The sequence below is a fragment of the Spirosoma harenae genome, from assembly GCF_054776975.1.
On sequence record NZ_BAAHBD010000006.1, the window covers coordinates 466,411 to 493,039 of the forward strand.

The 26,629-nt window shown below is 46.7% G+C and carries 19 protein-coding genes; 12 read left to right on the plus strand and 7 right to left on the minus strand.

The window, feature by feature from the left end:
* The first annotated feature begins 38 nt into the window (after positions 1–38).
* The 3 genes from ACYVE4_RS05640 to ACYVE4_RS05650 are packed head-to-tail and all read left to right on the plus strand — an operon-like array spanning position 39 to position 3,822.
* Positions 39–2,474, plus strand: a complete 2,436-nt coding sequence (locus ACYVE4_RS05640; RefSeq protein ID WP_460995996.1) for an ABC transporter permease — start codon at positions 39–41, stop codon at positions 2,472–2,474.
* A 26-nt stretch (positions 2,475–2,500) separates the two neighbouring features.
* Entirely contained in the window at positions 2,501–2,959 is a 459-nt protein-coding gene (locus tag ACYVE4_RS05645) for an SRPBCC family protein (protein WP_460995997.1), read from the plus strand.
* A complete protein-coding gene (locus ACYVE4_RS05650; protein ID WP_460995998.1) occupies positions 2,956–3,822 on the plus strand; it encodes an alpha/beta hydrolase in 867 nt (288 codons plus the stop codon). Before ACYVE4_RS05645 ends, ACYVE4_RS05650 begins: the two co-directional genes overlap by 4 nt.
* A 67-nt stretch (positions 3,823–3,889) precedes the next feature.
* On the opposite strand, the gene ACYVE4_RS05655 is transcribed toward ACYVE4_RS05650, so the two are convergent.
* Positions 3,890–8,209 carry an SdrD B-like domain-containing protein gene (locus ACYVE4_RS05655; protein WP_460995999.1) on the minus strand — a complete coding sequence of 1,440 codons (4,320 nt, stop codon included), beginning with the start codon at positions 8,207–8,209 and terminating at the stop codon, positions 3,890–3,892.
* Positions 8,210–8,600: 391 nt separating this feature from the next.
* Positions 8,601–9,149 (minus strand): DNA-3-methyladenine glycosylase I, encoded by a 549-nt coding sequence (locus ACYVE4_RS05660; RefSeq protein WP_460996000.1) that lies wholly within the window; start codon positions 9,147–9,149, stop codon positions 8,601–8,603.
* Positions 9,150–9,265: 116 nt separating this feature from the next.
* On the opposite strand from ACYVE4_RS05660, the gene ACYVE4_RS05665 reads away from it, so the two are divergent.
* The 3 genes from ACYVE4_RS05665 to ACYVE4_RS05675 all read left to right on the plus strand — a co-directional run bounded on the left by ACYVE4_RS05665 (position 9,266) and on the right by ACYVE4_RS05675 (position 11,026).
* On the plus strand, positions 9,266–9,871 hold the full coding sequence (locus tag ACYVE4_RS05665) for a Crp/Fnr family transcriptional regulator (protein WP_460996001.1): 606 nt from the start codon (positions 9,266–9,268) through the stop codon (positions 9,869–9,871).
* Positions 9,872–9,954: 83 nt separating this feature from the next.
* Positions 9,955–10,395 carry a carboxymuconolactone decarboxylase family protein gene (locus tag ACYVE4_RS05670; RefSeq protein WP_460996002.1) on the plus strand — a complete coding sequence of 147 codons (441 nt, stop codon included), beginning with the start codon at positions 9,955–9,957 and terminating at the stop codon, positions 10,393–10,395.
* 112 nt (positions 10,396–10,507) lie between these two features.
* The gene (locus ACYVE4_RS05675; RefSeq protein WP_460996003.1) at positions 10,508–11,026 is read left to right on the plus strand and encodes a DUF4269 domain-containing protein; all 519 of its coding nucleotides are present in this window, start codon (positions 10,508–10,510) and stop codon (positions 11,024–11,026) included.
* Positions 11,027–11,042: 16 nt separating this feature from the next.
* Here the strand turns inward: ACYVE4_RS05675 and ACYVE4_RS05680 are convergent, their stop codons facing one another.
* The 3 genes from ACYVE4_RS05680 to ACYVE4_RS05690 form a co-directional block, all read right to left on the minus strand.
* Positions 11,043–11,321: a helix-turn-helix domain-containing protein gene (locus ACYVE4_RS05680; protein WP_460996004.1), complete on the minus strand. Its 279-nt coding sequence runs from the start codon at positions 11,319–11,321 to the stop codon at positions 11,043–11,045.
* Positions 11,318–11,965, minus strand: a complete 648-nt coding sequence (locus ACYVE4_RS05685) for a hypothetical protein (RefSeq protein ID WP_460996005.1) — start codon at positions 11,963–11,965, stop codon at positions 11,318–11,320. Before ACYVE4_RS05685 ends, ACYVE4_RS05680 begins: the two co-directional genes overlap by 4 nt.
* Before the next feature lie 96 nt (positions 11,966–12,061).
* On the minus strand, positions 12,062–13,102 hold the full coding sequence (locus ACYVE4_RS05690; RefSeq protein ID WP_460996006.1) for an NAD(P)-dependent alcohol dehydrogenase: 1,041 nt from the start codon (positions 13,100–13,102) through the stop codon (positions 12,062–12,064).
* A gap of 191 nt (positions 13,103–13,293) precedes the next feature.
* On the opposite strand from ACYVE4_RS05690, the gene ACYVE4_RS05695 reads away from it, so the two are divergent.
* Entirely contained in the window at positions 13,294–15,714 is a 2,421-nt protein-coding gene (locus tag ACYVE4_RS05695) for an ABC transporter permease (protein WP_460996007.1), read from the plus strand.
* 100 nt (positions 15,715–15,814) lie between these two features.
* On the opposite strand, the gene ACYVE4_RS05700 is transcribed toward ACYVE4_RS05695, so the two are convergent.
* Entirely contained in the window at positions 15,815–16,270 is a 456-nt protein-coding gene (locus ACYVE4_RS05700) for a hypothetical protein (RefSeq protein ID WP_460996008.1), read from the minus strand.
* Positions 16,271–16,306: 36 nt separating this feature from the next.
* Between ACYVE4_RS05700 and ACYVE4_RS05705 the strand changes: the two genes are divergently transcribed.
* Positions 16,307–18,733, plus strand: a complete 2,427-nt coding sequence (locus ACYVE4_RS05705; RefSeq protein ID WP_460996009.1) for an ABC transporter permease — start codon at positions 16,307–16,309, stop codon at positions 18,731–18,733.
* A gap of 103 nt (positions 18,734–18,836) precedes the next feature.
* A complete protein-coding gene (locus tag ACYVE4_RS05710) occupies positions 18,837–19,376 on the plus strand; it encodes a hypothetical protein (RefSeq protein WP_460996010.1) in 540 nt (179 codons plus the stop codon).
* A 1-nt stretch (position 19,377) separates the two neighbouring features.
* Here the strand turns inward: ACYVE4_RS05710 and ACYVE4_RS05715 are convergent, their stop codons facing one another.
* Positions 19,378–20,550 (minus strand): hypothetical protein, encoded by a 1,173-nt coding sequence (locus tag ACYVE4_RS05715; protein ID WP_460996011.1) that lies wholly within the window; start codon positions 20,548–20,550, stop codon positions 19,378–19,380.
* Positions 20,551–20,677: 127 nt separating this feature from the next.
* Here ACYVE4_RS05715 and ACYVE4_RS05720 point away from each other — a divergent pair, with 127 nt between their 5' ends.
* The 3 genes from ACYVE4_RS05720 to ACYVE4_RS05730 all read left to right on the plus strand — a co-directional run bounded on the left by ACYVE4_RS05720 (position 20,678) and on the right by ACYVE4_RS05730 (position 26,609).
* Positions 20,678–21,394 carry a DUF5020 family protein gene (locus tag ACYVE4_RS05720; protein WP_460996012.1) on the plus strand — a complete coding sequence of 239 codons (717 nt, stop codon included), beginning with the start codon at positions 20,678–20,680 and terminating at the stop codon, positions 21,392–21,394.
* Positions 21,395–21,673: 279 nt separating this feature from the next.
* Positions 21,674–24,079, plus strand: a complete 2,406-nt coding sequence (locus tag ACYVE4_RS05725) for an ABC transporter permease (protein WP_460996013.1) — start codon at positions 21,674–21,676, stop codon at positions 24,077–24,079.
* 64 nt (positions 24,080–24,143) lie between these two features.
* On the plus strand, positions 24,144–26,609 hold the full coding sequence (locus ACYVE4_RS05730) for an ABC transporter permease (RefSeq protein WP_460996014.1): 2,466 nt from the start codon (positions 24,144–24,146) through the stop codon (positions 26,607–26,609).
* Positions 26,610–26,629: the final 20 nt, after the last annotated feature.

The window sequence follows — 26,629 nt, forward strand, 5'->3', positions numbered from 1 at the left end:
CATCCCTTATCACTTATCGTTCATCACTCCCAATACCTATGCTTAAAAACTATGTCAAAATCGCCTGGCGGACGATTCGTCAGCAACGTATATATAGTCTGCTCAACATCTCTGGCCTTGCGCTCGGAATGGCTACGTGTGGACTACTGATTCAATACGCTCGTTTTGAAACCAGTTACGACCGGGTAGCAGTCGACCGCACTGTAACAGATGACAAACCCATTTATCGAGTAGAAAGCCTTTTTTACGGAGCTGGTCATAAAAGCGAGCATTGGGCGACAAGTACGAACGGTTATGCGCCAGCGATGAAAGCTAACTTTCCAGAAGTGGAAAGCTTTACCCGAATCTTCTGGCGAAACTCGGAGCGAGTCGTTCGTTACGAAAAACAGAAGTTTCGCGAACCACACGTTTGCCTGGTCGATTCCAATTTCTTTACCTTCTTTGATTACCCTGTTCAGCAAGGTGATCGGAAAACGTTTCTGAACGAACCAAATACAGTTGTACTGTCGGAATCAGCAGCCAGGAAATATTTCGGCTCACAGAACCCGTTGGGTAAAACACTCGAAATCAGTACGCTGGCAAAAACCCAAACGTATCAGGTAACGGGTGTTTTCGCCGATCTGCCTGTCAACTCGACTATGCAGTTCGACATGCTGATTTCGGGCAAAACGGCTACACCCAAATTCTGGAATTTCTGGTATCAGCATGCGAGCTATACGTTTGTTCAGCTCAAGCCGAACACTGATCCTGGTCGAGTTGAAGCCAAATTCCCCGCCCTCGCTGAGCAGCACAAAACGGAGCAGGCGATGAAAGACGAAACATGGGGCATTAAACTCGTACCCCTCCGCGAATTACATCTCAATCCGGCCACGCCCAACGAAATTGAAGTGAAAGGCAACCGAACTGTTGTGCGGTTTCTAACGATCATTGCGCTTGTTATTCTACTGATTAGCTGGGTCAACTACAGCAACTTGACTACGGCGCGAGTGATGTATCGAGCTAAAGAAGCGGGCGTTCGACGGATGATTGGCTCAACACGATGGATGTTACTGTTTCAGTTTGTCATCGAGTCGTTGTTGCTGCACACGATTGCGCTGTTGGTGGCAATTCCATTGCTCCTGCTGGCCACACAATGGCTACCTGATTCGCTGCATTTACATTCAGCACAAGCCGTTTGGAGCGATCCAATTGTTGTCTTCGGGATGATTGCTTTATGGCTCGTCGGGATTTTGATAACAGGCTTATATCCAACATTTTCACTGCTTCGCATTGCTCCCGTATCAGTACTAAAAGGTCGCCTGTTGTTTTCGGGAAAGGAGCGAACGATGCGCCAGTCGCTGGTGGTCGTGCAGTTTGTTATTTCGGTGATTCTGATGGTCAGTACGTTGGTTGTATATCGACAAACGGCCTACATGATGAACCAGCGTGCCGGCGTTTTAACTGATCAGGTTGTTGTTCTCAAATCGCCAATTCATACACCTAATCACGCTGAAAAAGTAGAACGGTTTAAAAAGCAGGTCAATGCGCTGGCAAACGTATCGAACGTAACGGGTTCGGGAGCCGTTCCCGGCAAAGAAGTCGGGCAATTTCTGGCGAATCGTCGTTTTGAGGCACCAGACGCCAGCAACCGACTTTTCGAAATGCTGAAGGTCGATTTTGACTTCATGCCGACATATGGCCTGAACGTGATTGCCGGTCGTGGTTTTGACAAAACTCGCCCTGCCGATTCAACTGCTTTGGTACTCAATGAATCAGCGATTAAGCAATTTGGCTTTACGTCGCCCGAACAGGCAATAGGCCAGAAAATCGCGCTGGAGACCACGCCCGACCGAGCCAACGAAATTATCGGCGTAATCAAAGATTACCACCAACGTTCACTCCATCAGACCTTTACACCCATCATTCTATTTATGGATCCAAAATTCGGCTGGATTCCCACAGAATATTATTCCATAAAATTCCACGCCGATGATCCACAGAACTTGCTGGATCAGGTATCAGCCATTTGGGAAACTACGTTCCCGGAATCATCGCTGGATTATTTCTTCCTGGACGAGTTTTATGGAAAACAATACCAGTCTGACAAACAGTATGGTCTGTTATTCAGCATTTTTTCGGGCCTTGCCATCTTTATTGCGTGTCTGGGATTGTTCGGTTTAGCGACGTTCAGTGCCCAGCAGCGCACCAAAGAAATCGGCGTCCGCAAGGTATTGGGAGCCAGCGTCGCCAGCATCGTTACGTTGCTTTCCAAAGATTTCCTGAAACTGGTTCTGATTGCGATTGTCATTGCCAGTCCGATAGCCTGGTGGGCCATGAATCACTGGCTAGAGAATTTTGCCTACAAAATTAATATTGGCTGGTGGATATTTGCGCTGGCAGGCTTGTTAGCTATTTTGATCGCTTTTGCCACCGTGAGTTTTCAAAGCATCCGGGCCGCACTGGTAAATCCAGTTCGCTCGCTACGCTCGGAATAGCTTGGGATTGCCAGCGTTTCTATAACATGGTAGCAGACAGAATTATACACCGAATTATTCATATTGATGCGCCCATTGCCAGCGTCTGGAACGCACTGACGAATCCTGATGCGATGAAAACCTGGATGGCCGATTCAGTGATTAACATAACTGATCTGGCTGTTACCTGGCAGGTTGGCAGTTCATTAGTTATTCGTGGAGATTTGCATGGAATACCCTATGAAACCCAGGGCATTGTCTTAAACGCCGAGCCGGAGCAATTTCTCCAGTATACCAATTGGAGTTCCCTGTCGGAATTGCCGGATACACCCGAGAACCATTCAGTTATTGCCTTTCGCTTAACGTCAATGGACAAGGCGACAACACTTACCTTCACGGAACGTAATTTCGCGACCGAAATAATCTATAAACACTCCGAATTTTACTGGAATACGACGCTGGAAATCCTGAAAAAATTACTGGAAGAATCGAAGTCAACGGAATGAGAGTTGCCCTGACTATTTTTATCCTGATCGCCTATCGCATTGGTGCCATTGCTCAAACAACACCAGCGACGCAAACGCGCACCAGTAAGCCGTTTGTGTTAGGCACTATCGAAGAAATTTACTCAGCACAACTAGGCGAGAGAAGAACGCTGAACATATACCTACCTGCTGATTACAAGCCAACTGACACTACAAAATACGCCGTCATTTATCTACTCGACGGATCAGCTGACGAAGATTTTATTCATGTCGTCGGTCTGGTTCAGTTCAACAACTTCCCCTGGATTGACCGAGTCCCTAAAACCATTGTCGTTGGCATTGCGAACGTAGACAGGCGACGCGATTTTACGTATCCGACGACGGTTGAAGATGATAAAAAGCGTTTTCCAACTACCGGCCATTCCGATAAATTCATCGCCTTTATTGAGAAAGAATTACAGCCATTTATTGAGAAAACCTACAAAACAAACAACTCAAAAACGATTATTGGGCAATCGCTTGGTGGATTGTTAGCCACCGAAATTCTTCTAAAAAAGCCAGCTCTCTTTACTAAATACATTATCATTAGCCCAAGCCTTTGGTGGGATAATGGCTCGCTATTAGATCGAGCTTCCGGGCTATTACCAAACCACATTACGCAAAAGACCGACGTGTATATTGGCGTTGGGAAAGAAGGTCTGGCTCCTACAAAAATCCCTCATGTGATGGAAGTAGATGCGAATCTGTTAGTCGAAAAATTAAAGAAAATCAGTGGAAAACAGACTACCATCCATTTCGACTATCTACCTCAGGAAGATCACGCGACCATAACGCACCAGGCCGTTTTCAACGCATTCCGGCTGCTGTATCCTGCGAAAGAATAATCATTACCTGTGACGAAACAGCATTCGTCACAGGTAATAAGAGGTATTATATCCATCAAAAGGATGATTAGTGAATTGGATCACCGATGCGCCGGGGCCGCTTGGTTTGCTGCATAAGGAAAGGAACGCAACGATCATCGGGACAGCCACATATCGTTGGCAGCAGCATAACCGTCCTATCTGCATAGCATCCTGATCGGTTGTAGACCCGAACTGTATAGGCTGTCGCTACGGCTGGATTGGCTAGTGTTGTGGCAATGACACCATGAGTAGGGATTGCCTGAGCTGGCCCCGACAGCGAAGCCGCCGGATTGAACGTATCGCCCAGCGAATACTGATAGGTATTTGTGGCATTAAATTGACTCAACACCAATCGCCCATTGTGTTGCGGAGAATTACCCTGACAGGTAGCCGCTACCGTGATGGCCTGGAAAGCAGATAAACTGTCAAGCTCCAGAATAAACGGGCAGCAGGAAAAGGTAGGGCAATCGCCATTTGAGAGGGGTGCTTCCAGACTGTATGCTCCCGGTTCGCGGATGGTCAGTGTATGACTGCGCTGATCGGGAATCAGGATACCATCTTTAAACCAGTTGTATGAGGAGCGTCCAGCAGGGGCCGTCAGGATATACTCATCTCCAGGGCACATCAGCGTCGGTATGGAGGTACACACTTTCGATGTATCGCCCGGAATCATAGCCGTATTATACAAAATTCCGGTACTATCCACCCTGGCCTGAAAAGTCAGGGTTAGCTTCTGGCCAGGACTAATACTCGCTACGCGCCAGCTGCTTACGGGCGTCCCTTGGGTAAAAGTTGTAGCGGCTGGAATAGTAGCCGAGTTGGCGAGATAGTGTAGCCCGGCCGATATGGAGTCAATTACGACGACATTTGTAGCCGAAGTCGATCCGGTATTTGTCAATGCGATCGTATAGGTTAACAAATCTCCGATTTTAGCAACGGATTTGTTAACCAACTTTTGCAGAGAAAGCACTGGAACTGCGGGAGCTATTGAGCAAGACGCTGGTGCGGTATACGTGGTACTTACCGAGCTGCCACACTGAGCAGTCAACGCACTCACTACTGTAACGGTTTGAGACCCTAATCCGCTGGTAAGTCCTGTCAAACTATAACTGATTGTCGGTTGCCCAGCTGTAACACTGACGACTTGGGTGATAGCGCCCTGACTTATGGTCAAACTTTGAGCGGGACCGTCTGTAAGTTGAACAGTTCCCGACACACTATACTGATTTGTGGCTGAGTTACAGACTGACGCATCGGCGGAAACCCCCTGTATCACGCAGCAACTGGCCTGGGCCAACGTCGTGCTAAGCACTGTATAGCAATTGGGGCCGTTATAGAGGATTACCTGATAGGCTGTGCCGGTACTGCTTGTAGGATTGCTCAGGCCCGTAAACGATACAGAGGACGTTGAAACAGGCTGGCTACCGGTAGCCGTATACGATGGAACACCACCGGTAACCAGAAACGCTTTATCTGCATTTTGAATGGAATTAATGGTGATTTGCGCGTTATGCTGGACGTCCCCATTCTTACACGTAGCTGGTGTCGTATGGATGCCAGCAGTCGTAATTGGCAGGCAGGTAAAGCCAACATCCAGGGAATGATCGATATGGCCATACGCTCCCGTCGTCAAACTAATGACCGGGGCCGTTATACCCGCTATGGTAGTCATCTGGGCATCAGAATCGTTAAGGTCATTTGCTGTTGCTGAAACGCTGTTCGCCGTTGTCAGTTGATACGTACCAGAATTGATAGAAAGGATGCCGTTGGCAAATTGGTTACCACTACCAAACACGAGCTGATAGACTGTATTCGGAAGCAGATTTGTCGTTGAGATCGTACCAGTTACGGTACTGCTGGTCGGTAAATTGTTGAAATAATATTCACCATCCGCATTCGTGGTGGTCGTGGCTACTAAAGTGCCACTTCGATAAATTGATACATGAACGCCAGCCAAAACAGGTTCGCACGCGTCCTGAATACCATCGGTATCCACATCCAGCCAAACCCGGTTTCCAATCTCAAGAAGCTGTGGTTGGCTGCACAGAATTTCCAAATCCCCCAAACCAGCTGCTTTTCCAAACGTACCATCGCGAGTTCCTGACGTAGGCGACGAATACAGAGCAAAGGCATTATTCACCAAGCCAGTCGTATTATTCATGTGCCGGATGCCGCCGGAAAACGCAATAAAGTTATAGGCCGTGTTAATGCCGGTTGGGTCCATAACACCAGTCACGACCTCGCCTGAGCCGGGCCGTAATGCTAATGAACCTAAGCCAATTTCGGCATGGTAGAGGCCATCTGAACCAGCCCCAGCTCCTGAATCATCGACATAAAACTCCCCAAAACCAGGTCCTTGATTGTTCCTGGGGCGGCTCCCAACAAAAGGACCTGCTTTGGCCGCATTTTCCAGAACAAAAACACCCTGTCTTGAAAAAGCGCGGAGAATGTCTCCGGCTACGCGGCCACTATAATTACCGGTTCCCGACAGGTCATAATTTCGGTGTCCCTGCTGGAAACCGGCACGATCACCGAGTGCCAAAATCATAGAGCCATCAATGTCGAACTCAATATCAGTCAGGATCGGTTGGGGGCGGATTAAGGTAATAGATGCATTTGCACCACTGCTGAATGTAACTGATGTAATTTGGCTACTGAATGAATTACTCCAGGGAAACCAGCCCGTTATGTTCGCGTCTGCCCAATCTGCATAGCCTTTTGGGTACGTGAGGGGAAAATCAAAAACAGGCTGGGTATTGAAGGTATTTGTCGTTGGATCGAACGAAAATACGCCAGCCCGTAGATTGGATTTGGAACCCGACAGCGCGTCACAAACCGACCCGACATACACCTTATTCTTTGAGAATTTGACCGCCCACGAACGTTGAGTACCATTAACACAACCTAAACTTGGTACTGCGTAAGGCCCATTCGCCAATCGTATATCTTTCGTATTACCTGTTGTATTATAGACACTTAGATCCAGCGCATAGAGGGAATTATTCTTTACATTCATGAAATAGAGCGTGTTTCCATCACTGGACATACTCATTCCCCCAATGCCTACCGTCCCAATCAAACTAAACGACTGAGGATCGGCTGAAGGCAGTGTCTTATCACCGACTAGTCCACGAGCTGTGTTCGAAGGTACGCTACCCACATCAACTCCTACATCACTCAGATTGATGTAAACAGGGGCAGACGGGGTGTTCGGGCTAGTTAGATCTGTAATATAGATCGCATCCAGCCCCCCTGGGCCTAAACCGGCGTGACGCTTTAACATGGCTGCGCTAAACAGTTGTTTTGTTACTTTATTGTAAGCTTGCGCCCATAAAGAACCGGTTAGGGAAGTAGCCATACTAAATGATCTTGGCGTACTGGTTCCGTTCCCGCCCGAATTATAGGGAATGCCAATTAACCCCTGGCTAGTACCAGCTGAGCCAGTTACTAAAGGATTTCCGCTGGTATATAAGGGCAAAACAAGCATTGGGTTATCCTGACAATAATCCGTTGGATCGTTGAGACCCAGATTTACATCACAGCGGCTGTGATCAATAAACTGGACGGTTGTCCGACTGTTGACTCCCTGACGCGTCGAACTTTGTAAATACATGGCTGGGATCGCTGAGAATTCTACGCGCACTGGGTACACTAAGGATGCATTAGTGGTCCATATGCCGTAGGCATCGGTGGTTGCGGAAACCGGCGTACCAACACAGGGATATATCGTTACAGCGATACCCGCTACACCGTTGGCTTCCCCAGACTCCTGTGTACCATTGGCATTGTAATCATTGAAAACCTGTCCGCCTAAGTTACCCGACGAGCATACGGTTGGTAAACAGGATACAGGAGCCGTGAAGGAACCCGTTGCTGAGCAGGCTGCACTCGTTGACCATTGTGCCGTTATGGCTCCAGTTGCCCCCGTAGCATTGACCTCAAAGGCGACAACCTGGGGCGAAACAATTGTCTGTGAGCCTGTTGGCGTCGATGTACCACCGTTCCCATAATTTACGGAAATGACACCCGGTGTAATGGTTCGACTTTGGGTACCAGTGGTAACAACAATATGGCCATTGGATGGTGTATTCTGCCAGGCAACTTCTACACTAACAGTCGCTTTGCTTAGGCCACTTACTGAATAACAGCCTGACGTTATAACTCGGCTGATAGTCAGCGAACATTGGGCTTTTGCAGTCCCCATCGCAACCATGAACAAGACCAATGTGATAACTAACTTGATGTACGCTACATCGTACGTTTGATGAGTAATCCCAGAAAAAAGCAGGTTGAAACAAGTAAATGGGGATGTTTCGGTTGTTGTATGGACTGGCAGTCGCCGTTTCGCATAAATAAAAGTTAACATGTAATAGCAATTAGTATTATAAAAAAGTTACGCAATAGTATCTTTTAGAAACAATACTTGTGCCACTATAAAATTTAATTTATACTTATGCAATTTACTAATCAAAAATGGGCAATCAATCACCTATAAGTGAATTGATTGCCCATTTTCTGTTTGCGCATCACGCTCTTTACAATTTATATGCCACTTATCAGTTATATGTATCTTAAATTTTTAATTTACATCTCAATAAGTAGACTATAGAAACCTAAATAGCTGTTTCTTAACCTACTTTGTAAAAAAATAAGTAAAATTGGGGCGATGAAGTGAAGTAATTTGACTCTATAATAATTTAATCTCAAAAGCGTAGATCGACTCAATCCGCTTAGACTAATAGAGACGAGTGGGTTTATCAATTGGTTGCCCATTTGGGTCCCGTTTCCAAAACAGTCTGGTAAACGGAGCAATCGGCCGTATGTGCGCCGGGTAAATAGCCGATACTCATAAGAAACTCGTTTACAATTTCACCACCTGTGAAGCGGAACGTTTTCTTGAACAGCTTTACCCATTCTTCCTTTGTTTTCGGATGCTGTATGTCTAGCCATGCAGCAAATGAACCATGCTCTTGCTGCAATCGCTGAATGGTTTTTGCATTTTCGATGGCAGCATTGATTTTCAGACGATTACGAATAATCCCCGGATCAGCCATAAGTCGCTCGCGGTCGGCATCGGTATAAGCCGCAACTTTCGTCAAATCAAAATTATCATAAGCTTTGCGGAATGTAACTTCTTTTTTCAGGATCGTTTCCCAACTCAGACCAGCCTGGTTGATTTCCAGCACCAGACGGCAAAACAATTCATTGTCATCGTGAATCGGGAAACCATAGAGGTGATCATGATACGCTTTATGGAGAGCTTTACGCTCTCCAGACATGGATTCGATAGCACGGCAGTAGGACATTAGATCGTTTTGGGGAATTGGTGAATAAAAACAAACCGATTCTGCTTCATCAACGGCTTTCTTTGTAAAGATTTGACGGAAACGGTGTAGTAAAAGTACGTCTATTCAACTTATTCATGAACCAGTTTAACGAATCAGTGAGCCCAAGGGAGCCACATCCTTTATTCAGGCACATACAAAAACAGATCGCCGTTGATCCGGAAAGTGAAGGAGCTATTCTGGCTTACTTTCAACCGCTTCAAGTCAGAAAAAAGCAGAATCTGATTGAAGCGGGTCATGTGTGTAATACGCTTTATTTTGTTGTAAACGGTTGCCTGCGGTTGTTCTTTCTGAACGAAAAAGGAGTTGAACAAACCACTCAGTTCGCTATCGAAAACTGGTGGCTAACCGATTTTTTGGCCTTTCCTCATCAGCGCGTTACGGAGTTTTCCATTCAGGCGGTCGAGAATTCCGAATTGCTTTCTATTAGCTTGTCGTCTTACGATCAACTACTCATGGAATTTCCTCAGGTAGAGCGTTATTTCCGATTGATCTATCAGCGAGCTTACGGGGCTTCACAAGTCAGAATGAAATACCAGCACATTTATTCTCGTGAAGAGATGTATCACCATTTCTTAAACCACTTTCCTCAATTTGTTCAACGAATACCGCAATACCTACTTGCTTCGTATCTCGGATTTACCCCCGAATACCTGAGTGAGTTACGTAAGAAGCGTTCTTAAACCAGTTTAAGTTTTTCCAGAAATCGACCACCGACCTTTGTCATGCCAAATGCAATAACACAAAGCGTTAGCCGATCAACATCATGGAAACTCGATTAAACATGCAAGCAACTCAACCTCAATTGTTTAAAGATTTGTTTGTTCTATCAACTCACGTACAATCTACCTCATTAACCAAAACCCATCAGGAGCTTATTAAGTTAAGAGCATCGCAACTAAACGGGTGTGCCTTTTGTCTCGACATGCATACCAAAGAAGCCATGAAATCGGGCGAAAGCATCCAGCGTATCGTCTTGTTAGATGCCTGGAAAGAAACCACTTTGTACACAGAAGAAGAAAAAATTGTTCTGGCGTTAACAGAGGCCGTTACTTTAATCAGTCAACACGGTATAACGGACGAGTTGTATAAACGAGCGGAGCAAACATTCGGTGACGTATATCTGGCTCAGATCATTATGGCCATCGTTACTATTAATGCCTGGAATCGAATTGCGATCAGTACGCAGTTACAACCAGGCGCCTAATTGTCTGGAGCAAAGTCTTTATCAGGAATCCGGTAGTTAACAGGTTTATAGATTGTAAGCCCGATAGCTACCGGATTCGTAATATTGTGGCTTCATCGGCTGTTTAGCAGTTATGTTGTTTGAGACAATAGACTATTTGATCGAAGGCACACCCAGGCAACGGGAAGCATACACCACACTAACCAAACACGCTGTTCTGGCAAAGCTTGAACCATTTACACCCATATTGGTAGGCACCATTCCGATCAACATTGATATTGAATCCAGCGACCTGGATATTATCTGCTACTGGGCTGATAAACAAGCCTTTTATTCGGCAGTACAAATCAGTTTTGGCAACGAAAAGGCATTTAGCATCCGGGAATCTTCAGCGTTGGGCAGAGATGCCATCGTAGCAAATTTCTGGGTCGACAATTTTGAGGTAGAGGTTTTTGGTCAGAACATGTCTACTACGCAGCAAATGGGTTATCGGCACATGCTGATCGAACATAAACTGCTGATCGAACGTGGCGAAGCGTTCCGGCAGCAAATCATTGCTCTCAAAAAACAGGGCTACAAGACCGAACCAGCCTTTGGTAAATTACTTGGCCTTGGAGCCGATCCCTACACAGAATTATTAGCCTACGAATAGTACGATTCCACACAGCTCAATTAAACGACTGGCGATACTCGATTGGCGATACGTTGGTCTTGCGTTTGAAAATTTTGTTGAACGATTGTGGATGCTCGAAGCCAAGTTGATAGGCAACTTCGGCGGTGGTCAGGTTGCTCGAACTCAGAATCTCCTTCGCTTTCTCAATCAACTTATTCTGAATGTGTTGCTGCGTGCTCTGCCCCGTAAGCGAACGAAGCATATCGCTCAAATAACGGGGCGATACAGCCAGTTGATCCGAAATATACTGCACCGTTGGCAAGCCTTCAGTCAAGGTTTTCTGCTTGTCGAAAAGTCGTCGAGTAACGTTTCCAGCTTCGTCAGAATATCGTGATTGACGGCTTTGCGGGTGATAAACTGACGATTATAAAATCGATTGCTGTAATTGAGCAACAGGTCAATCTGCGAGACAATCACATCCTGGCTAAACTGGTCGATAGGCTGTTCCAATTCGTCGCCGATGTTTCTAAACACGCCCATGATCGTCATTTTCTCTTTTTCCGACAAGTGCAGCGCTTCGTTAGACGAATAGGAGAAGAAGCCGTAATTTTTGATGGTCTTGCCTAGTGGATAGGAGCGAATAAAATCCGGGTGAATCATCAGCGTAAAGCCTTCGTAATTACCCTGCGGTTGTGGCTCGGCTTCCGAAATCAGTTGATTTGGCGAAACAAAACAGAGTCCGCCTTCATTGAAGTCGTAGTACGTTTGCCCATACCTTGCCTTGCCGGTGAAGTGTTTTTTGTACGAAATCTTGTACAGATTCGTCATCAACCCCTTTCCAATATCAGTAACATCGGCCCGGATATTCTCGTAATTGCTCAGGCTAACCAGCGGATGCAGTGGTTTAGGTAATCCCAATGCCTCATGCAATTCGGCAACCGAATGGAAATAGTATGGTTGTTTCTGTTCTTTTTTCATATCAGGCTGGGCAGCTTCACCCCTAAATCCCCTGAAGGGGACTTTATTAGTAAATACAATAAGTCCCCTTCAGGGGATTTAGGGGTGAAAACAATTTTACAACGTGGACATATCAATCACAAAACGGTATAACACATCGCCTTTCAGCATCCGTTCAAAAGCGGTGTGAATGTCTTTGATGTTGATTAGTTCAATGTCGGCTACGATGTTGTGTTCGGCGCAGAAATCCAGCATTTCCTGGGTTTCTGGCAATCCCCCCGCCCCAGAACCCGTTACAACTTTATTGCCCATCGCTAACGTAAACGAAGACAATTGCCAGGGCTCGGCAGGCATTCCGACATTAATGTAGATTCCATTCGTTTTGAGCAACGCCATGTACGGGTTGACCTCATGATTGGCAGCCACTGTATCAATAATGAAATGGAAAGACTTGGCTGCCGACTTCATTTGCTCTTCATCTTTTGTCACAACGAAATGATGCGCCCCCAGCTTTTTAGCCGCTTCCTCTTTATTGGGCGACGTACTTAGCACAGTCACTTCGGCCCCAAAGGCTACCCCAAATTTCACAGCCATATGCCCCAAACCGCCCAAACCGACAACAGCCAGTTTATGCCCTTTACCGACGTTCCAACGGCGTAGGGGCGAGTAGGTTGTGATGCCTGCACATAGCAGTGGAGCTACAGCGGCAAAGTCCAAGTTTTCGGACACATGATGCGCAAAATCTTCGTGCAGAACGATGTTATTAGCATAACCACCGTACGCAGGCATTCCATAATGGTCCAGATTATTATACGTAACCACCGGACTCACCGTGCAAAACTGTTCCTGCCCATTTTGGCACTCTTCGCATTCCCGACACGAATCCACCATTACACCCACCGCAGCCCGGTCGCCGGATTTGAATTTCGTTACGTGGTCGCCGACCTGCGAAACGATACCAACAATTTCGTGACCAGGTACCATGGGAAACAGGCCAGGAAACCATTCGTTACGGGTCAGGTGAATGTCGGTATGGCAAACTCCACAATAGGCAATGTCGATCAGTATATCGTGTGGGCCAACATCCCGTCGGCTAAAATTCCAGGGGGCTAAATCGGTCTCAGCGCTTTGAGCGGCATATCCTTTCGAGTAAATCATAAGTACTGTTTTCAAATTGCGTTGACAAAGGTCCATGCTTACGCAAAAACAACTGTTGCCAAATCCGCAGATGTTGTAGCCAAAATGCGGTGTGCGCCCTTAACATCTTTTAACGGGCTCGCAATCAACTCCTACGACAAACGTAAATACCTTCACGGCGTCAAAAGTCCGTAGTCAAATCCGTTTATTTTATGCTACAGAATTATCTCAAAATCGCGATTCGGAACCTGCTTCGGCGAAAATTCTACGCCCTCGTTACGCTGCTCGGCCTGACCGTCGGCATTACGTTTCTCCTACTTATTGGCAATTACATTCAGGGCGAACTAGCTGTCAATAAAACGCTACGTCATGCCGATCGGCAGTATCTGCTACAGAGTCGCTGGAAGGAATCAACCATGGGAATGGATATCACTACACTGGGGCTTATTGGCCCGACGCTCAAGCAAGTATATCCAAATCTGATCGCAAATTATTACCGATTTTACGGTGTAACAGCCATCATCTCGAAAGGGCAAAATCATTTTCGGGAAGGAATCGAAATCGGCGATTCGACGATGCTATCGATGTTCGGATTTCCGATGGCCTACGGCGATCCTAAAACAGCGATGCTGGCTCCTAATTCCATTGTTATTACGTCCGAAATCGCACAGAAGTATTTTGGAAGAACGAACGTACTCCGAGAACAACTAACCGTTCAGACGCCCATCGGCGGCAAGCAACTATTTACGATAACAGGCGTATTAGAAAACCCACCTAAGAACAGCGTAACCGATCTGCTACCCACTCGCGATCAGGTTTTCATTCCCATGCGGGATGTCGGGTATTTTACACCAGCAGATGGCGTAAACTCCTGGCAGAATCAGTACATTCCTAATTATCTCGAACTCCAGCCGGGCGTCACTGCTGATCAACTTACTAAGCCGCTTGAGCAAATGCTGGCTACCTATGCACCACCCGGTTTTAAGGAAAATTTGCATCCTTACCTGAGCCCACTGGATACATATTATCTGAAAGCACAAAATGGTCTGGTCGAAAAAATGGTGCTGACGTTGACCATAATCGGCCTTTTCATTCTGCTAATGGCTGTGGTAAATTTCGTCAATATTACCATCGGCATGTCGGCGACACGCTTGCGTGAAATAGGTGTTAGAAAAGTACTTGGCGGTTTGAAAAAGCAACTCATCGGGCAATTTCTGGCCGAAAGTCTGTTGCTCACTTTCGGCGCTACGTTACTGGCGCTGATTTGCCACGAAGCGTTTCGCTTTACGTTTGCCGACATCTTAGAGCGTCCAATTCCCTCGCTCATATCCTGGTCAGCTACGGCTTATCTGGCTTTGGTCGGAATAGTGCTGTTTATCGGGTTATTAGCTGGTGGATACCCAGCGTTTATTCTATCCCGATTACCTTCGGTCGAATCGTTAAAAGGCAAACTCGCGACTTCCGTACAGAAAGGGATTGGTCTTCGGCGGGCGCTAATTGTGTTTCAATTTACGGTCGCCATTTTCGTGTTTGTGGGCGCTATGATTATTAGTCGCCAAGTCTCCTATTTCTTCACCAAGGATTTAGGCTACCAAAAAAGCCAACTTATGACGGTTGCTTCTGTTCCCCGCGATTGGTCGCCAGCGGGTGTGCAGCGTATGGAAGGTGTTCGGAGCCAGTTAGCTCGCATTCCCGGTGTGAGCGACGTCAGTTTTTCGTTTGTTATTCCGGATGGTAAATCCAGCGGCAGCGTCCGTATCTTTCAGCAAGGTCGCGACAGTAGCAGCGCAGCCGTTGCGGCAGTAATGACCACTGACGAACGTTTTGCCGAAACGTATGGTCTAAGCATGCAGGAGGGAGAATTTTTCCATCCCTACGGCGGCAGTTACGATTCTACAGAGGTGGTTATTAATGAATCGGCGGCTAAGACGCTGGGGTGGAATGATCCAAGCAAAGCAGTAGGACAACTGATTCGAGTTCAGGGCGGAGGACCAGCGAATCGAGTTGATGGTGTACTGAAAGATTTTCACTTTGGTTCGCTGCATGAATCTATAAATCCACTCGTTTTCGTCCACGTTCGAGCGAACCCGCGTTATCGCTACTTCACGTTTAAACTAACACCTTCTAGCAATTTACCCGAAACCGTAGCAGTAATCGGGAAAGAATGGGCTAGATTATTTCCCGACGCGCCGTTCGAATATTCGTTCATGGACGATACGCTTCAGAAATTGTATCAAACGGAAATACAACTTCAAAAAGCCTCAAAACTGGCTACAGTATTGGCCTTGGTCATTGTCCTGCTGGGTGTACTGGGGTTAGTATCGTTGAACGTAACGCGTCGCACGAAAGAGATTGGTATTCGCAAAACGCTGGGTGCTTCGACAGCGGGTATTGTGCATCTATTCCTGAAAGAGTTCGTACCCATTCTGTTGATTGCCAACATTATCGCCTGGCCACTAGCCTATTACCTACTCCGAAACTGGCTGACGCACTTCGCTTATCGTACCGACCTTTCGTGGTGGCCGTTTGCGCTCGTAGGACTTGCACTGGCATTACTAACGGGTTTGGTCGTCAGCACGCAGGCTATCCGAGCTGCGCTGGCGAATCCAGTGAAAAGCTTGCGGAGTGAATAAGAACCGGGATTTATGAGATTTAACTGATTAAGCTGATTTTGTTTTTCGCTTTGAAGAAGCGCCCATCCCCATCTACAAAATCAGCCTAATCAGTTAAATCTCATAAATCCCGGTTCAGGAATTGATTCAAATCAAGCTGTAGAATTTCAGAGTATGACGATTCTGTCGTTAAGCCGCCATCACCGAAACGATACAGTAGCCATTTTTCTGTATGATAATCATAGATGAAGCCTTCACGAATCCCGTAATCATCTTCGTCAATTAATTGAACGACTTTACGCAGATCACCTCTCAACCCATTTATGTGGCATATTTCAATAATAATGGGCGTCTGAGCTATCCGATTATCACGCAACGATATATCAGGGACCTGACTAGCCTTGCCCTCATCAAGCATCGTTTCGGGCAGCGGTTCAAGATGTATTGCTTTCTCTCGATAGAAAAGTACACCCAATCCAGTCATGAGCTTGGCAATAACACGCTGATGATCAGCCGGCGCCCAAACATCTTGATCTTCGTGAACAAGTGATGGCGGAGTTAACGGTGGGAAATACATATGTATCCTGTTTTGAACAAATATAACCAAAACTCAATGATTCGCAATTGCATCAAAACGGCCTTCCGAAACCTGCGTTCGCAGCGTGTTTATACCCTTCTGAACTTGACAGGCCTGACCATCGGGATGGCGGGTGGATTGCTGATTTTTCTATTCATTCGCTATCATATCAGCACCGACCGGCACCACACTAAATTCGACCGAATTTTCCGTGTCGTGCTGGATTTGCATCTTGATGATGGTTCGGTAGAAAATGATCCTGGAGCACCACTTCCGATGGCAAAAGCACTACGTACCGACTATCCACAAGTTGAGCAAGCTGCTTTTGTGAAAATGAACCGCGAATTGACCGTAGAAATTGGTCCTTTGATTCAGCAACATGTAGCGTCTCCCAAGTTGAATCAGGGAATGCGGTTTCTGGAACATAAAAGTACGGCCCTGGCAGAGCCTGAGTTATTTGACATTTTTGATTACCAATGGCTACGGGGAAATCCCAAAATAGCCCTTCGGGAGCCAGCCAGCGTGGTACTCACCGAATCGTGGGCAAGGAAATATTTTGGCGATAGCGACCCGGTGGGTCAGACACTTCAACTAAACCATATCGTTCGCGCAAAAGTGACGGGTATACTAGCCGATCCTCCCAAAACGACCGATACTGACATTAATCTATTCATTTCTATCGCCACCCTTCCTCAACTAGATCCCAAGTACGACTCGAACGATTGGAGCAACATTAACAGCACAGATCGACTGTTCGTTACGCTCAAAAATCCGCAGTCAGTTGCCAGTATGGAATCGGCCATGCCTGCCCTTAGAAAGAAGCATCTTGGCGAAATGGCCAAATACTACCATTTTCATTTTCAGCCATTAGCCGATGTGCATTTCGATGTAAAACGGGTTGCCGGTGGCGCCATTCGACCTTCGTTACTCTGGTCGCTGGGGTTGATCGGGCTCTTTTTGGTGCTCACGGCTTGCATCAATTTTGTCAACCTGGCAACGGCGCAGGCATTACGTCGGGGCAAGGAAGTGGGTATCCGTAAAACGCTGGGGAGTAGCCGGGGGCAGTTGGTTTGGCAGTTCTTGCTCGAAACGGCTATTATTGTTCTCACGGCATCGAGTCTTGCCTTTCTGCTAGCCATTGTTACGTTGCCTCTGCTCAATACGTGGTTATCCACCTACTTATCGCTACGTCTGGACGTAGTGACGGTATGTTTTATCATCTTGCTCAATGTCCTGGTAATTGTGCTGGCGGGTATTTATCCGGCGATTGTATTATCCGGTTTTAGTCCGTGGGCGGCTTTAACAGGTAAGCTTTCGGTAGGTCATCAGGGTAGTTTTTCGCTCCGCCATTCGCTGATTGTGGTGCAGTTTGTGGTTTGTCAGTCATTACTTATTGGGGCATTAGTAGTTGCTTCGCAGGTTCGCTATTTGCGCGAGGCCGATTTAGGATTTAACAAAGACAATGTTCTTATTGTAAATCTGCCAACGTCGCAGAAGAGCCAACGCGATGCCCTCAAAAATGAATTGGTACAGTATCCTGACATTAAATCGGTGAGCCTGAGTCAACGTCCACCCTCGGCTCAGGCCCTGTACAGCGGCTCGGTGAAAGTAGAGGGTCGTAGCGACTGGGAAGCCTATTCGCTTCGGGAACGTATCGGCGACGCAGATTATCTAAAGACCTATGGTTTACAGCTCATTGCCGGACGTAATATCATACCCAGCGATACCATCCGAGAGTACCTGATCAACGAAACATTTCTGAAGAGGTTGAATCTTCGCGACCCAAAACAGGCTATCGGACTAAAAATTCAGTACTATTTATCGCCGGTTCTGTTACCGATTGTTGGCGTCGTGAAAGATTTTCACCAACACTCGTTACACGAGCCAATCGGACCTTGTTTCATTGCGAGCTATTCCCCATCGTTTAAGCAAGCAGGCATTCGGGTATCGGGAAAAAACCTTGCTCAGACGCTTCAACACGTACGGCAAGTCTGGCAGACCTTATACCCGAACGATGTGTTCGAATACACGTATCTGGACGATCAACTGGCGCAATTCTATGAAAGTGAAAACATGCTTTTCCGGCTCGTCAATACGTTCACGGGCATCGCCATCCTGATTTGCTGCCTGGGTTTGTACGGACTTGTATCGTTTATTGTTACTCAACGCACCAAAGAAATCGGCATTCGAAAAGTGTTAGGTGCTTCCGTTACCAGCATCGTTACGCTGCTTTCAAAAGACTTTTTGAAGCTCGTATTGATTGCCATTATTTTAGCGAGTCCACTAGCCTGGTGGGTCATGAATCAGTGGTTGCACGATTTTGCTTATCGAATTGATATTGCCTGGTGGGTATTTGCACTGGCTGGCGCGCTAGCCAGTGGTATTGCGCTGCTAACGGTAAGTTATCAAAGTATAAAGGCGGCATTAGTAAATCCGGTGAAAAGCCTGAACCGGGATTTATGAGATGTAAGGATTAAAACAGATTTTGTCTTTCGCTTCGACGAAGCGCCCATTCTATCTACAAAATCATAGTCAGTCCGTTAAATCCCATAAATCCCGGTTCTGAATGCTTATTCCTGTCCCTGAAATTATCATCGAATCGGGCTATTTAACGATTCCCTCCTACCCTTTCAAACCGTCGATTGCTTATCGGCAAACCCGTTTTATAGCAACTGATTTTACCAATATAGATGTATCGGCGGCCCCACCTGCAATCCGTGTAAACAATGAATTGCTGTTTGTTTCGGCCAAACAAAAAGATAATTTGATTTGGTTTGCCGAGACAAATCAGATACCCATCGTGAAGCGAGATGATCTTTGGGATGGCTTGCTGGAGCCTTTTCTGGATACCGAATACACTGACGAAACTCATCAACGGATTGTGAATTGGTTAGGAACGTATGGCTTGTCGGAAGAGATGATTGCGTCGATTCGCGACGAAGTGGAAAAGCCAATGTATGCTTATAATTTCGGTACAATGCTCTGGGAATGGGTGCATTTAGGTGCGTTCGACGTGTTATGCGCAATGCAGTCAACATATAATGCCGACCGGTTTGCCGACTTTTACCGAAGCGTTATGACCATTGCTTTATTGCCTGACAAATAGCTCATTCACAACGTAGCCCATCCAGACGAACGTATTTAACCCTAACGGGCATTACGGCGGTTGAATCAACAAATCCTTTTAATGCAAACAATCCGAGGTATTTGGGCTTCATCCCAAAATTGTATGTAGTGATTTCTTTAAACGAGAAATTATCGACAGGACTGGCAGAATATAAAATCCGAAATTTCTGTCCCTGTTTCTCGATTCGGAATGCTACATTCTTCAGGTTGGTTACGGCGATACGTCGGTCGTTGGCGTTGCCAATGCGGAATAGTGGTTGGTGAATAAACTCTTCCAGGTTGCGGTCGCTTTTTCCGTTCGAAGCCGTTGCCTGAATAAGAATTTCGCTTGGTTGGCTCAGACCGCCAAAAAAGTCGTTGTAGGAAAGCGAGAGCCGGATGCTTTTGCCTGTAAATAAGGTGTCTTCCAGTAATAACAAACCCGCTTGCTGCCAATTGCCGCCAGGAACGAAATCAGTCAAATGCACTTCCGTGCGAAAGCAATCAGACTGTATTGCATGCAATAGCAAGTTTTGCACACGCGGGGATTCATCCGCTTGTGGCCAGCTATCACCTTTGAGAGTAAATAAGGTTAATTGACCGGGATTCTCCGTTCGGCGATTCCAGTAGGTAGCGTTTTTATGCTGAACCAACCAGCCATTTTGCCGTAGTGAAGCATCGTCAATAGCCCGGAAATTATCCTGAAACGATACCACATCTGCCGGTCGAAACCACACAAAACCAATTATACTGCCTAGTATTAACGTAGCACCAACAATAAATCCTAAACGACGATTGGATCGTGTGCTTTGAGGAACGCTAACCTGTTGGACCGGCAGCATCTGCTCCCGATAGCGAAACCAGTATGGGAAATGCTCGCCCGTTTTTTTGCGCTCAGCTTCCGACGTAACGGGCGCATCGAATACATAACGAGCCAGCGTATCGAGCGTTGCCGTTGACGGATTTTCCTGTTTTGCGGACGTTGGATTCAGCACAAAAGCGGCATAATTTTTTACACTCCGCCAACCGATGACTAATCCGGTGGCTTCTTCGATTTCGCTGCTCAAATGCTTACTCTCCGGCTCAGATAATGGATTGTCCAGCGAGTGGCTGAAACATTTCATGACCACCGCATTCAACAATTCAGAAAATACCCGCCGATCAAACTCGTCCATCTCTAAAAAATACGTTCCTGCCTTTAACGCTAATCAGACGCCGGAATTGACATTTCCGTAACGTTTCCGCCCAAATTCCGTCCGTTCCGGGCCTTCCGATGAAGTTTTACCGAAAAAATCGTCGGTCATGAAAACTACTTTTTTGATTATTTTCTACCTCACTTTCGGACTAGTGCAAGCCCAGCAACTTCAACTTCACTACGATTTCAGGCATTCGCTCGACCCCGATCTGAACCGGAGAAATTTTGCGTCGCTATCTTACGAATATTTCAAAAGCAACGATTCAACAGGGTCATTTCTGCTCAAAATGCAAACCGACTTCTCGGGCGAAAATAACAATGTTGGTCAGCTTTTTTTGCAGGTTTCCAAGAATATACGCTTCTGGAAACCCAAAGTGTATCTGGCTCTAACCTACACGGGTGGATTGGGCGTTGCCCCGCCTTCATATGGTTATTACCTCACCAATACGTTCGGCGTTGGTGTGGCTTATCCGTTTCAATGGAAAAGTGCCTGGTTCAGCACAAGTCTGGTATATCGATACAATGCTTTCCCAAAAGCTAGCTACGATCCACAACTTACATTTTACTTCGGAAGAGGATTTTTCAATTATCGGATTATGATTGCCGGCAGCCTGGTTGCCTGGAGCGAAAATCGGAATCAGGGGAACGAATTCACGAAGGATATGAGCGGCAAAAAAATAGCCTTTTTCGGCGATCCGCAATGCTGGGTCAAACTCACCAAAACGGTTTCTATCGGCACCCGAATTAACCTGTTTTATCACACGCTCACCAACGCAAATCAGGTACAGGTTTACCCGACACTAGCTCTGAAGAATCAGTTTTAAGCTGGCATAGGGCTTGGGGTTCGGCCACAGGGTTATACATACTAATTTCTTCCCTATACCTTCCCCTCTCCCCTATTCTCCCCTGTCCGTAACCGTCCGATTTGCGTCCGTTAGCGGACAATCCACTGTACTAAGCCATCAAAATACCACTGATAATCAGAGACTTATTTTTCTGGTACGGCATTTGGGACTTGGATATAGATGGCAGGGGATTCGTGAGTAGCCTGATTAACTGCCTTGATATTCACCCAATCCCTACAACCCCTGCCTCAACTCGTTATGTTACGCAATTATCTGCTTATCGCTTTTCGGAACCTGGTGAAACACAAAACGTTCAGTTTCATCAACATTGTAGGTGTGGCTGTTGGACTAGCGTGTTTTCTGTTGATTGCCCTTTATGTCAAAGACGAACTTAGTTACGACCGATATAATTCGAAGGCCGACCGCATCTATCGCGTTTCGCGAACTTTTCTTTCATCAGAAGGAACACCGTCGTTAAAATTGGCACAAGCTGCTCCGCCATTTGGGCCGCTGATCAAACAGGATTTTTCGGAAGCTGAAGAAGTGGTCCGAACGCTTGATAATGGAGCACTGATACGCTATGGCGAACATTCGTATAACGAAGACGAAGTGTTCTTTGCCGAAGCGAATCTGTTTAACGTATTTGATTTTAAGCTAACCGCTGGCAATCCGGATTATGCGCTGGTCAATCCGTTTTCGATTATGTTTTCGCGCCCGATGGCGGAGAAATATTTCGGAAAGGAAAATCCGATGGGCAAAACGGTTCGGATGAATAACCAGTTCGACATGACGGTGACGGGTGTTTTTGAACCGCTGCCTTCCCAAGCGCATTTCCATCCCGACTTTCTGGCCTCCTTCAGTACATTCAACGACAATCGCATTTACGGAGCTGAACAGCTGCGGACTAACTGGGGCAATAACTCGTTCAACACGTACATGCTCCTCAAGCCCGGCGTAGATCCTAAACGGGTAGAAGCCGCTTTCCCGGCTTTTCAGGATAAACACGTACCCTCGCAGGAGGGCGTAAAACCATCTACCTGGTCAGTGCTGAATCTGCAAAATGTGAGAGATATTCATCTGTATTCACATACAGATTCGGAAATAGAACCGACTGGTGATATCAGCTACATTTATCTTTTTTCGGCTATTGGTCTGTTCATTTTGTTGATCGCCTGCATCAATTACATGAATCTGGCAACAGCCCGTTCGGCGGGTCGGGCCAAAGAGGTTGGGATGCGCAAGGTTGTAGGGGCTTTGCGCACCCAGCTTATTGGCCAGTTCCTGAGCGAATCGTTTTTACTAGTGGTTTTCGCACTGGCAATTGCCTTGTTTCTGGTGATACTGGGATTGTCTGCCCTGAATGACTTTACCCATAAACAACTGGCCCTCACACAATTACTTGACCCTATCTTCCTCACCATTCTGATTGGCATTACCTTACTAACGGGACTGACTGCGGGTAGTTATCCAGCTTTCTTTCTAACCTCGTTCCAACCGCTTGGTGTATTGAAAGGCCAGATTGCGGCCACCATGCGAAGTGGAAAAATGCGTCAGATATTGGTCATAACGCAATTTGCGATTGCGATTGCACTCATGATCAGCACGGTCGTAGTGTATAATCAAATGAAATACATTCAGGATTATCGGTTGGGATATGCTAAAGATCAGATGTTGCTGCTGTCGGATGTAGGCGATTCAACAACCAATTACGAAACCCTGAAACAACAGCTCCTTCAAACAGGCGCGGTACGCGATATGGGTCGTTCGTCGCGCATTCCGTCGGGGCGGCTGCTCGACTCGCAGGAAGCCCGAGCCATGAAAGGCGACAGCATGGCTCCGGTCAAAATAAACCTGCGCGGTTTACGCGTCGACTACGATTTTATTCCTGCCTACCAGATAAAAATGGCCGCCGGACGTAATTTTTCCCGCAACTATTCGACCGATACGTCGATGGTAGTGCTGAACGAAACGGCAGTACGTCAGTTAGGCTGGACGCCCGAACAGGCGATTGGCAAACCGTTTCACTACGGCTCAGTTAAAGGACAGATTATTGGCGTTACCAAAGATTTCCATTTCGAATCACTGCATCAGCAAATGGCTGCACTAGCCATGGTGATGGATGTTGACGATTTTAACTGGATTTCGGTTCCGTTGAAAGGCGATGTAACAACAGCGGTAAAACAGGTCGAAGGGGTATGGAAGCAGTTTTTCCCCGCCCAGCCATTCGACTACCAGTTTCTGGACGCGCGTTTCGGTCGGCTCTACGCCCGCGAACAAACCCAGCAAACGCTGTTCAGTGTTTTTGCCGGTATTGCCATTCTAATCTCTTGTCTGGGACTATTCGGCCTGTCGATGTTCATGGCCGAGCAACGGACTAAAGAAATTGGCATTCGAAAAGTACTGGGTGCTTCAGAAATAAGTCTGGTGACGCTCTTCTCCAAAGATTTCCTGAAACTGGTACTAGTAGCGCTGGTCATCGCTTCACCCATTGCCTGGTATGCCATGCACAACTGGCTTGCCGACTTCGCTTACCGTACCAACATTCACTGGTGGGTATTTTTACTTGCTGGTGGTTTAACGGTCTTGATCGCCTTACTAACTGTGAGTTTCCAAAGCGTAAAAGCCGCCCTTACGAATCCAATAAAGTCACTACGTTCAGAGTGATTAGTGATGAGTGTGCGTTCATAACTTATCGCTCATCACTAATCACTCATCGCTCCAAAAACTTATGCTTCTTAACTATCTTAAAATCGCGGTTCGGAATCTGCTGAGGAGTAAGTCGTTCTCGGCGATCAACATTTTTGGGTTGTCGGTCGGGATGACCTGCTGCATGTTGTTGCTGCTGTATATCCGTAGCGAACTGTCGTACGATAAACATCAGGAACACGCCAGTCGGCTATACCTGATGGCGCAGGAAACCATTATCGGAAAAGGGAACAAAGGCGCAAGTAGTGACAAAAACGCCACCGCGTCGGCACCTTACGCCTTTGCATTGAAATCACAATTTCCGGAAATTGAACAGGCAGCTCGTTTGTGGATCAATCTTATCGACGACAAAGCCCTGCTTCAGGTTCGGGAAGGCGGCAAAGCAGTCAAAGCATTCTACGAGACCAAAGGTTATCAGGTCGATTCTACTTTTTTTGACTTGTTTACCTACCAGTTTACCGAAGGCAATCCACATACCGCACTGGTTGACCGTAATTCGGTGGTGCTGTCGGAAGAAATTGCCCACAAATTGTTTGGCGCTACGTCGGCCCTGAACAAACTAATACGGATCAGCGGGACAACGGGCAATGGTGAAGAATTTAAAGTGACGGGCGTTTACCGGGACGAAAATGCCCGATCGCACATCGACGCCAAGTTCTTTTTACCAATGTCGGCCGGTTGGGTTGGTGAATTTTTGCGGGAAGGAAAACTCGATTTCTGCTGCAACAACATGTTCGTTACGTACCTGAAGCTTCGCCCTAATGCAAACGTAGCGCAGTTGCAGAAAAAATTTCCAGCGTTTATGGAAAAATACGCCAGTAAAGACCTGAACGCCGTGGGTTTCGACAAAAGACTGTTTCTGGTTCCTATACCCGAGCTCCATCTTTTCGACGAAATAAACACCATCGTTACCCCTACCAATACCACAACGTACTTGTATATTCTGGCTTCGATTGCGCTGTTTACTTTGCTGATTGCCTGCATTAATTTCATGAATCTATCAACGGCGCGATCAGCTAAACGAGCGGCTGAAGTAGGCGTTCGGAAGGTGATGGGTGCCGAACGTGGTTCGCTCATCGGGCAGTTTCTGGGCGAATCGATGGTTTTGTCGTTACTGGCGCTGGGTATTGCCATCACCTTAGTTTCCGCCTTCCTGAGTGTTTTCAATCAACTGACAGCCAAGTCGTTGCAGTTATCGGAGTTAGCCGAGCCACGGATCATACTTACGTTTGTATTGCTAGCACTAGTAACAGGCTTATTGGCAGGCAGTTACCCGGCGTTTTATTTATCGTTATTCAACCCGGCGCAGGTATTGAAAGGAAAGTTTGCCAATACGTTGTCGGCAGTAATGCTACGTCGGGCACTAGTGGTTTTTCAGTTTGTGATTTCGGTTGGCCTGGTGCTGGCTACGTTCGTTATTCAGGAACAGATGCGCTTTATGCGAAATAAGTCATTGGGTTTCACGCAGGAACAGCAGATTGCCATTCCCTTAAGCAGCAAGGAGGCTCGTAGCATTTACACTGCCTACCGGACTGAAGTTTTAGCTAATAATCAGGTCGAAGGCGCTTCCGGAACCCAGTATTACCCCGGTATCAACAATGCAACTGATTTTCTGCTGTACAAACCAGATCAAAGTGCGCTCAATGCTGAAAGTATCAAAACCAATTGGGTAGATTATGATTATCTGAAAAACATGGGATTCAAGTTGTTGACTGGTCGACTATTCGCCCGCCAATTCCCGGGCGATACCAGCAACCGGCTCGTTGTGAACGAAGCCACGCTCCGTACATTCCAGATTCCCCTAAACAAAGCCGTTGGCCAAAAATTGAATTTCGATTGGCAGGGCAAAACGAATCAATACGAAATTGTGGGTGTGGTAAAAGATTTTCATTTCGAAAATCTGCACCAGACCATTCAGCCTTTTACATTTTTGCTGAACAGTCGGCCTGATTTCAATTACATGATTGTTCGTGTGAATACGGCTAATATGGCGAATGTGCTGAGTTTTCTGGAGCAGAAATGGAAAGTGTTACGTCCTGATGAGCCTTTCCAATACTCATTCCTGAACGAAGATTTTCAGAAGAATTACGAAGTCGAAGCCCGTACGTCGCGGATTGTGAGTTACTTCACCGCTATATCGATTCTAATTTCCTGTCTCGGACTATTTGGCTTAGCGGCTTTTGCGGCTCAGCAGCGGACCAAAGAAATTGGTGTCCGCAAAGTGCTGGGTGCATCGGTCACGAACATTGTTCTGCTACTGTCCAAAGATTTTCTAACGCTAGTCATTATTGCTATTCTGATCGCTTCGCCCATTGCCTGGTACGCAATGGACAAATGGCTCCAGAATTTCGCCTATAAGATTGCTGTTCCGTGGTGGGTGTTCGCCGTCGCAGGTCTGCTGGCGCTGGCGATTGCCTTCATCACCGTGAGTTTCCAAAGTATCAAAGCCGCGTTGATGAATCCGGTGAAGAGTTTGCGTAGTGAATAATTGTAGAGACGCGATCCCTC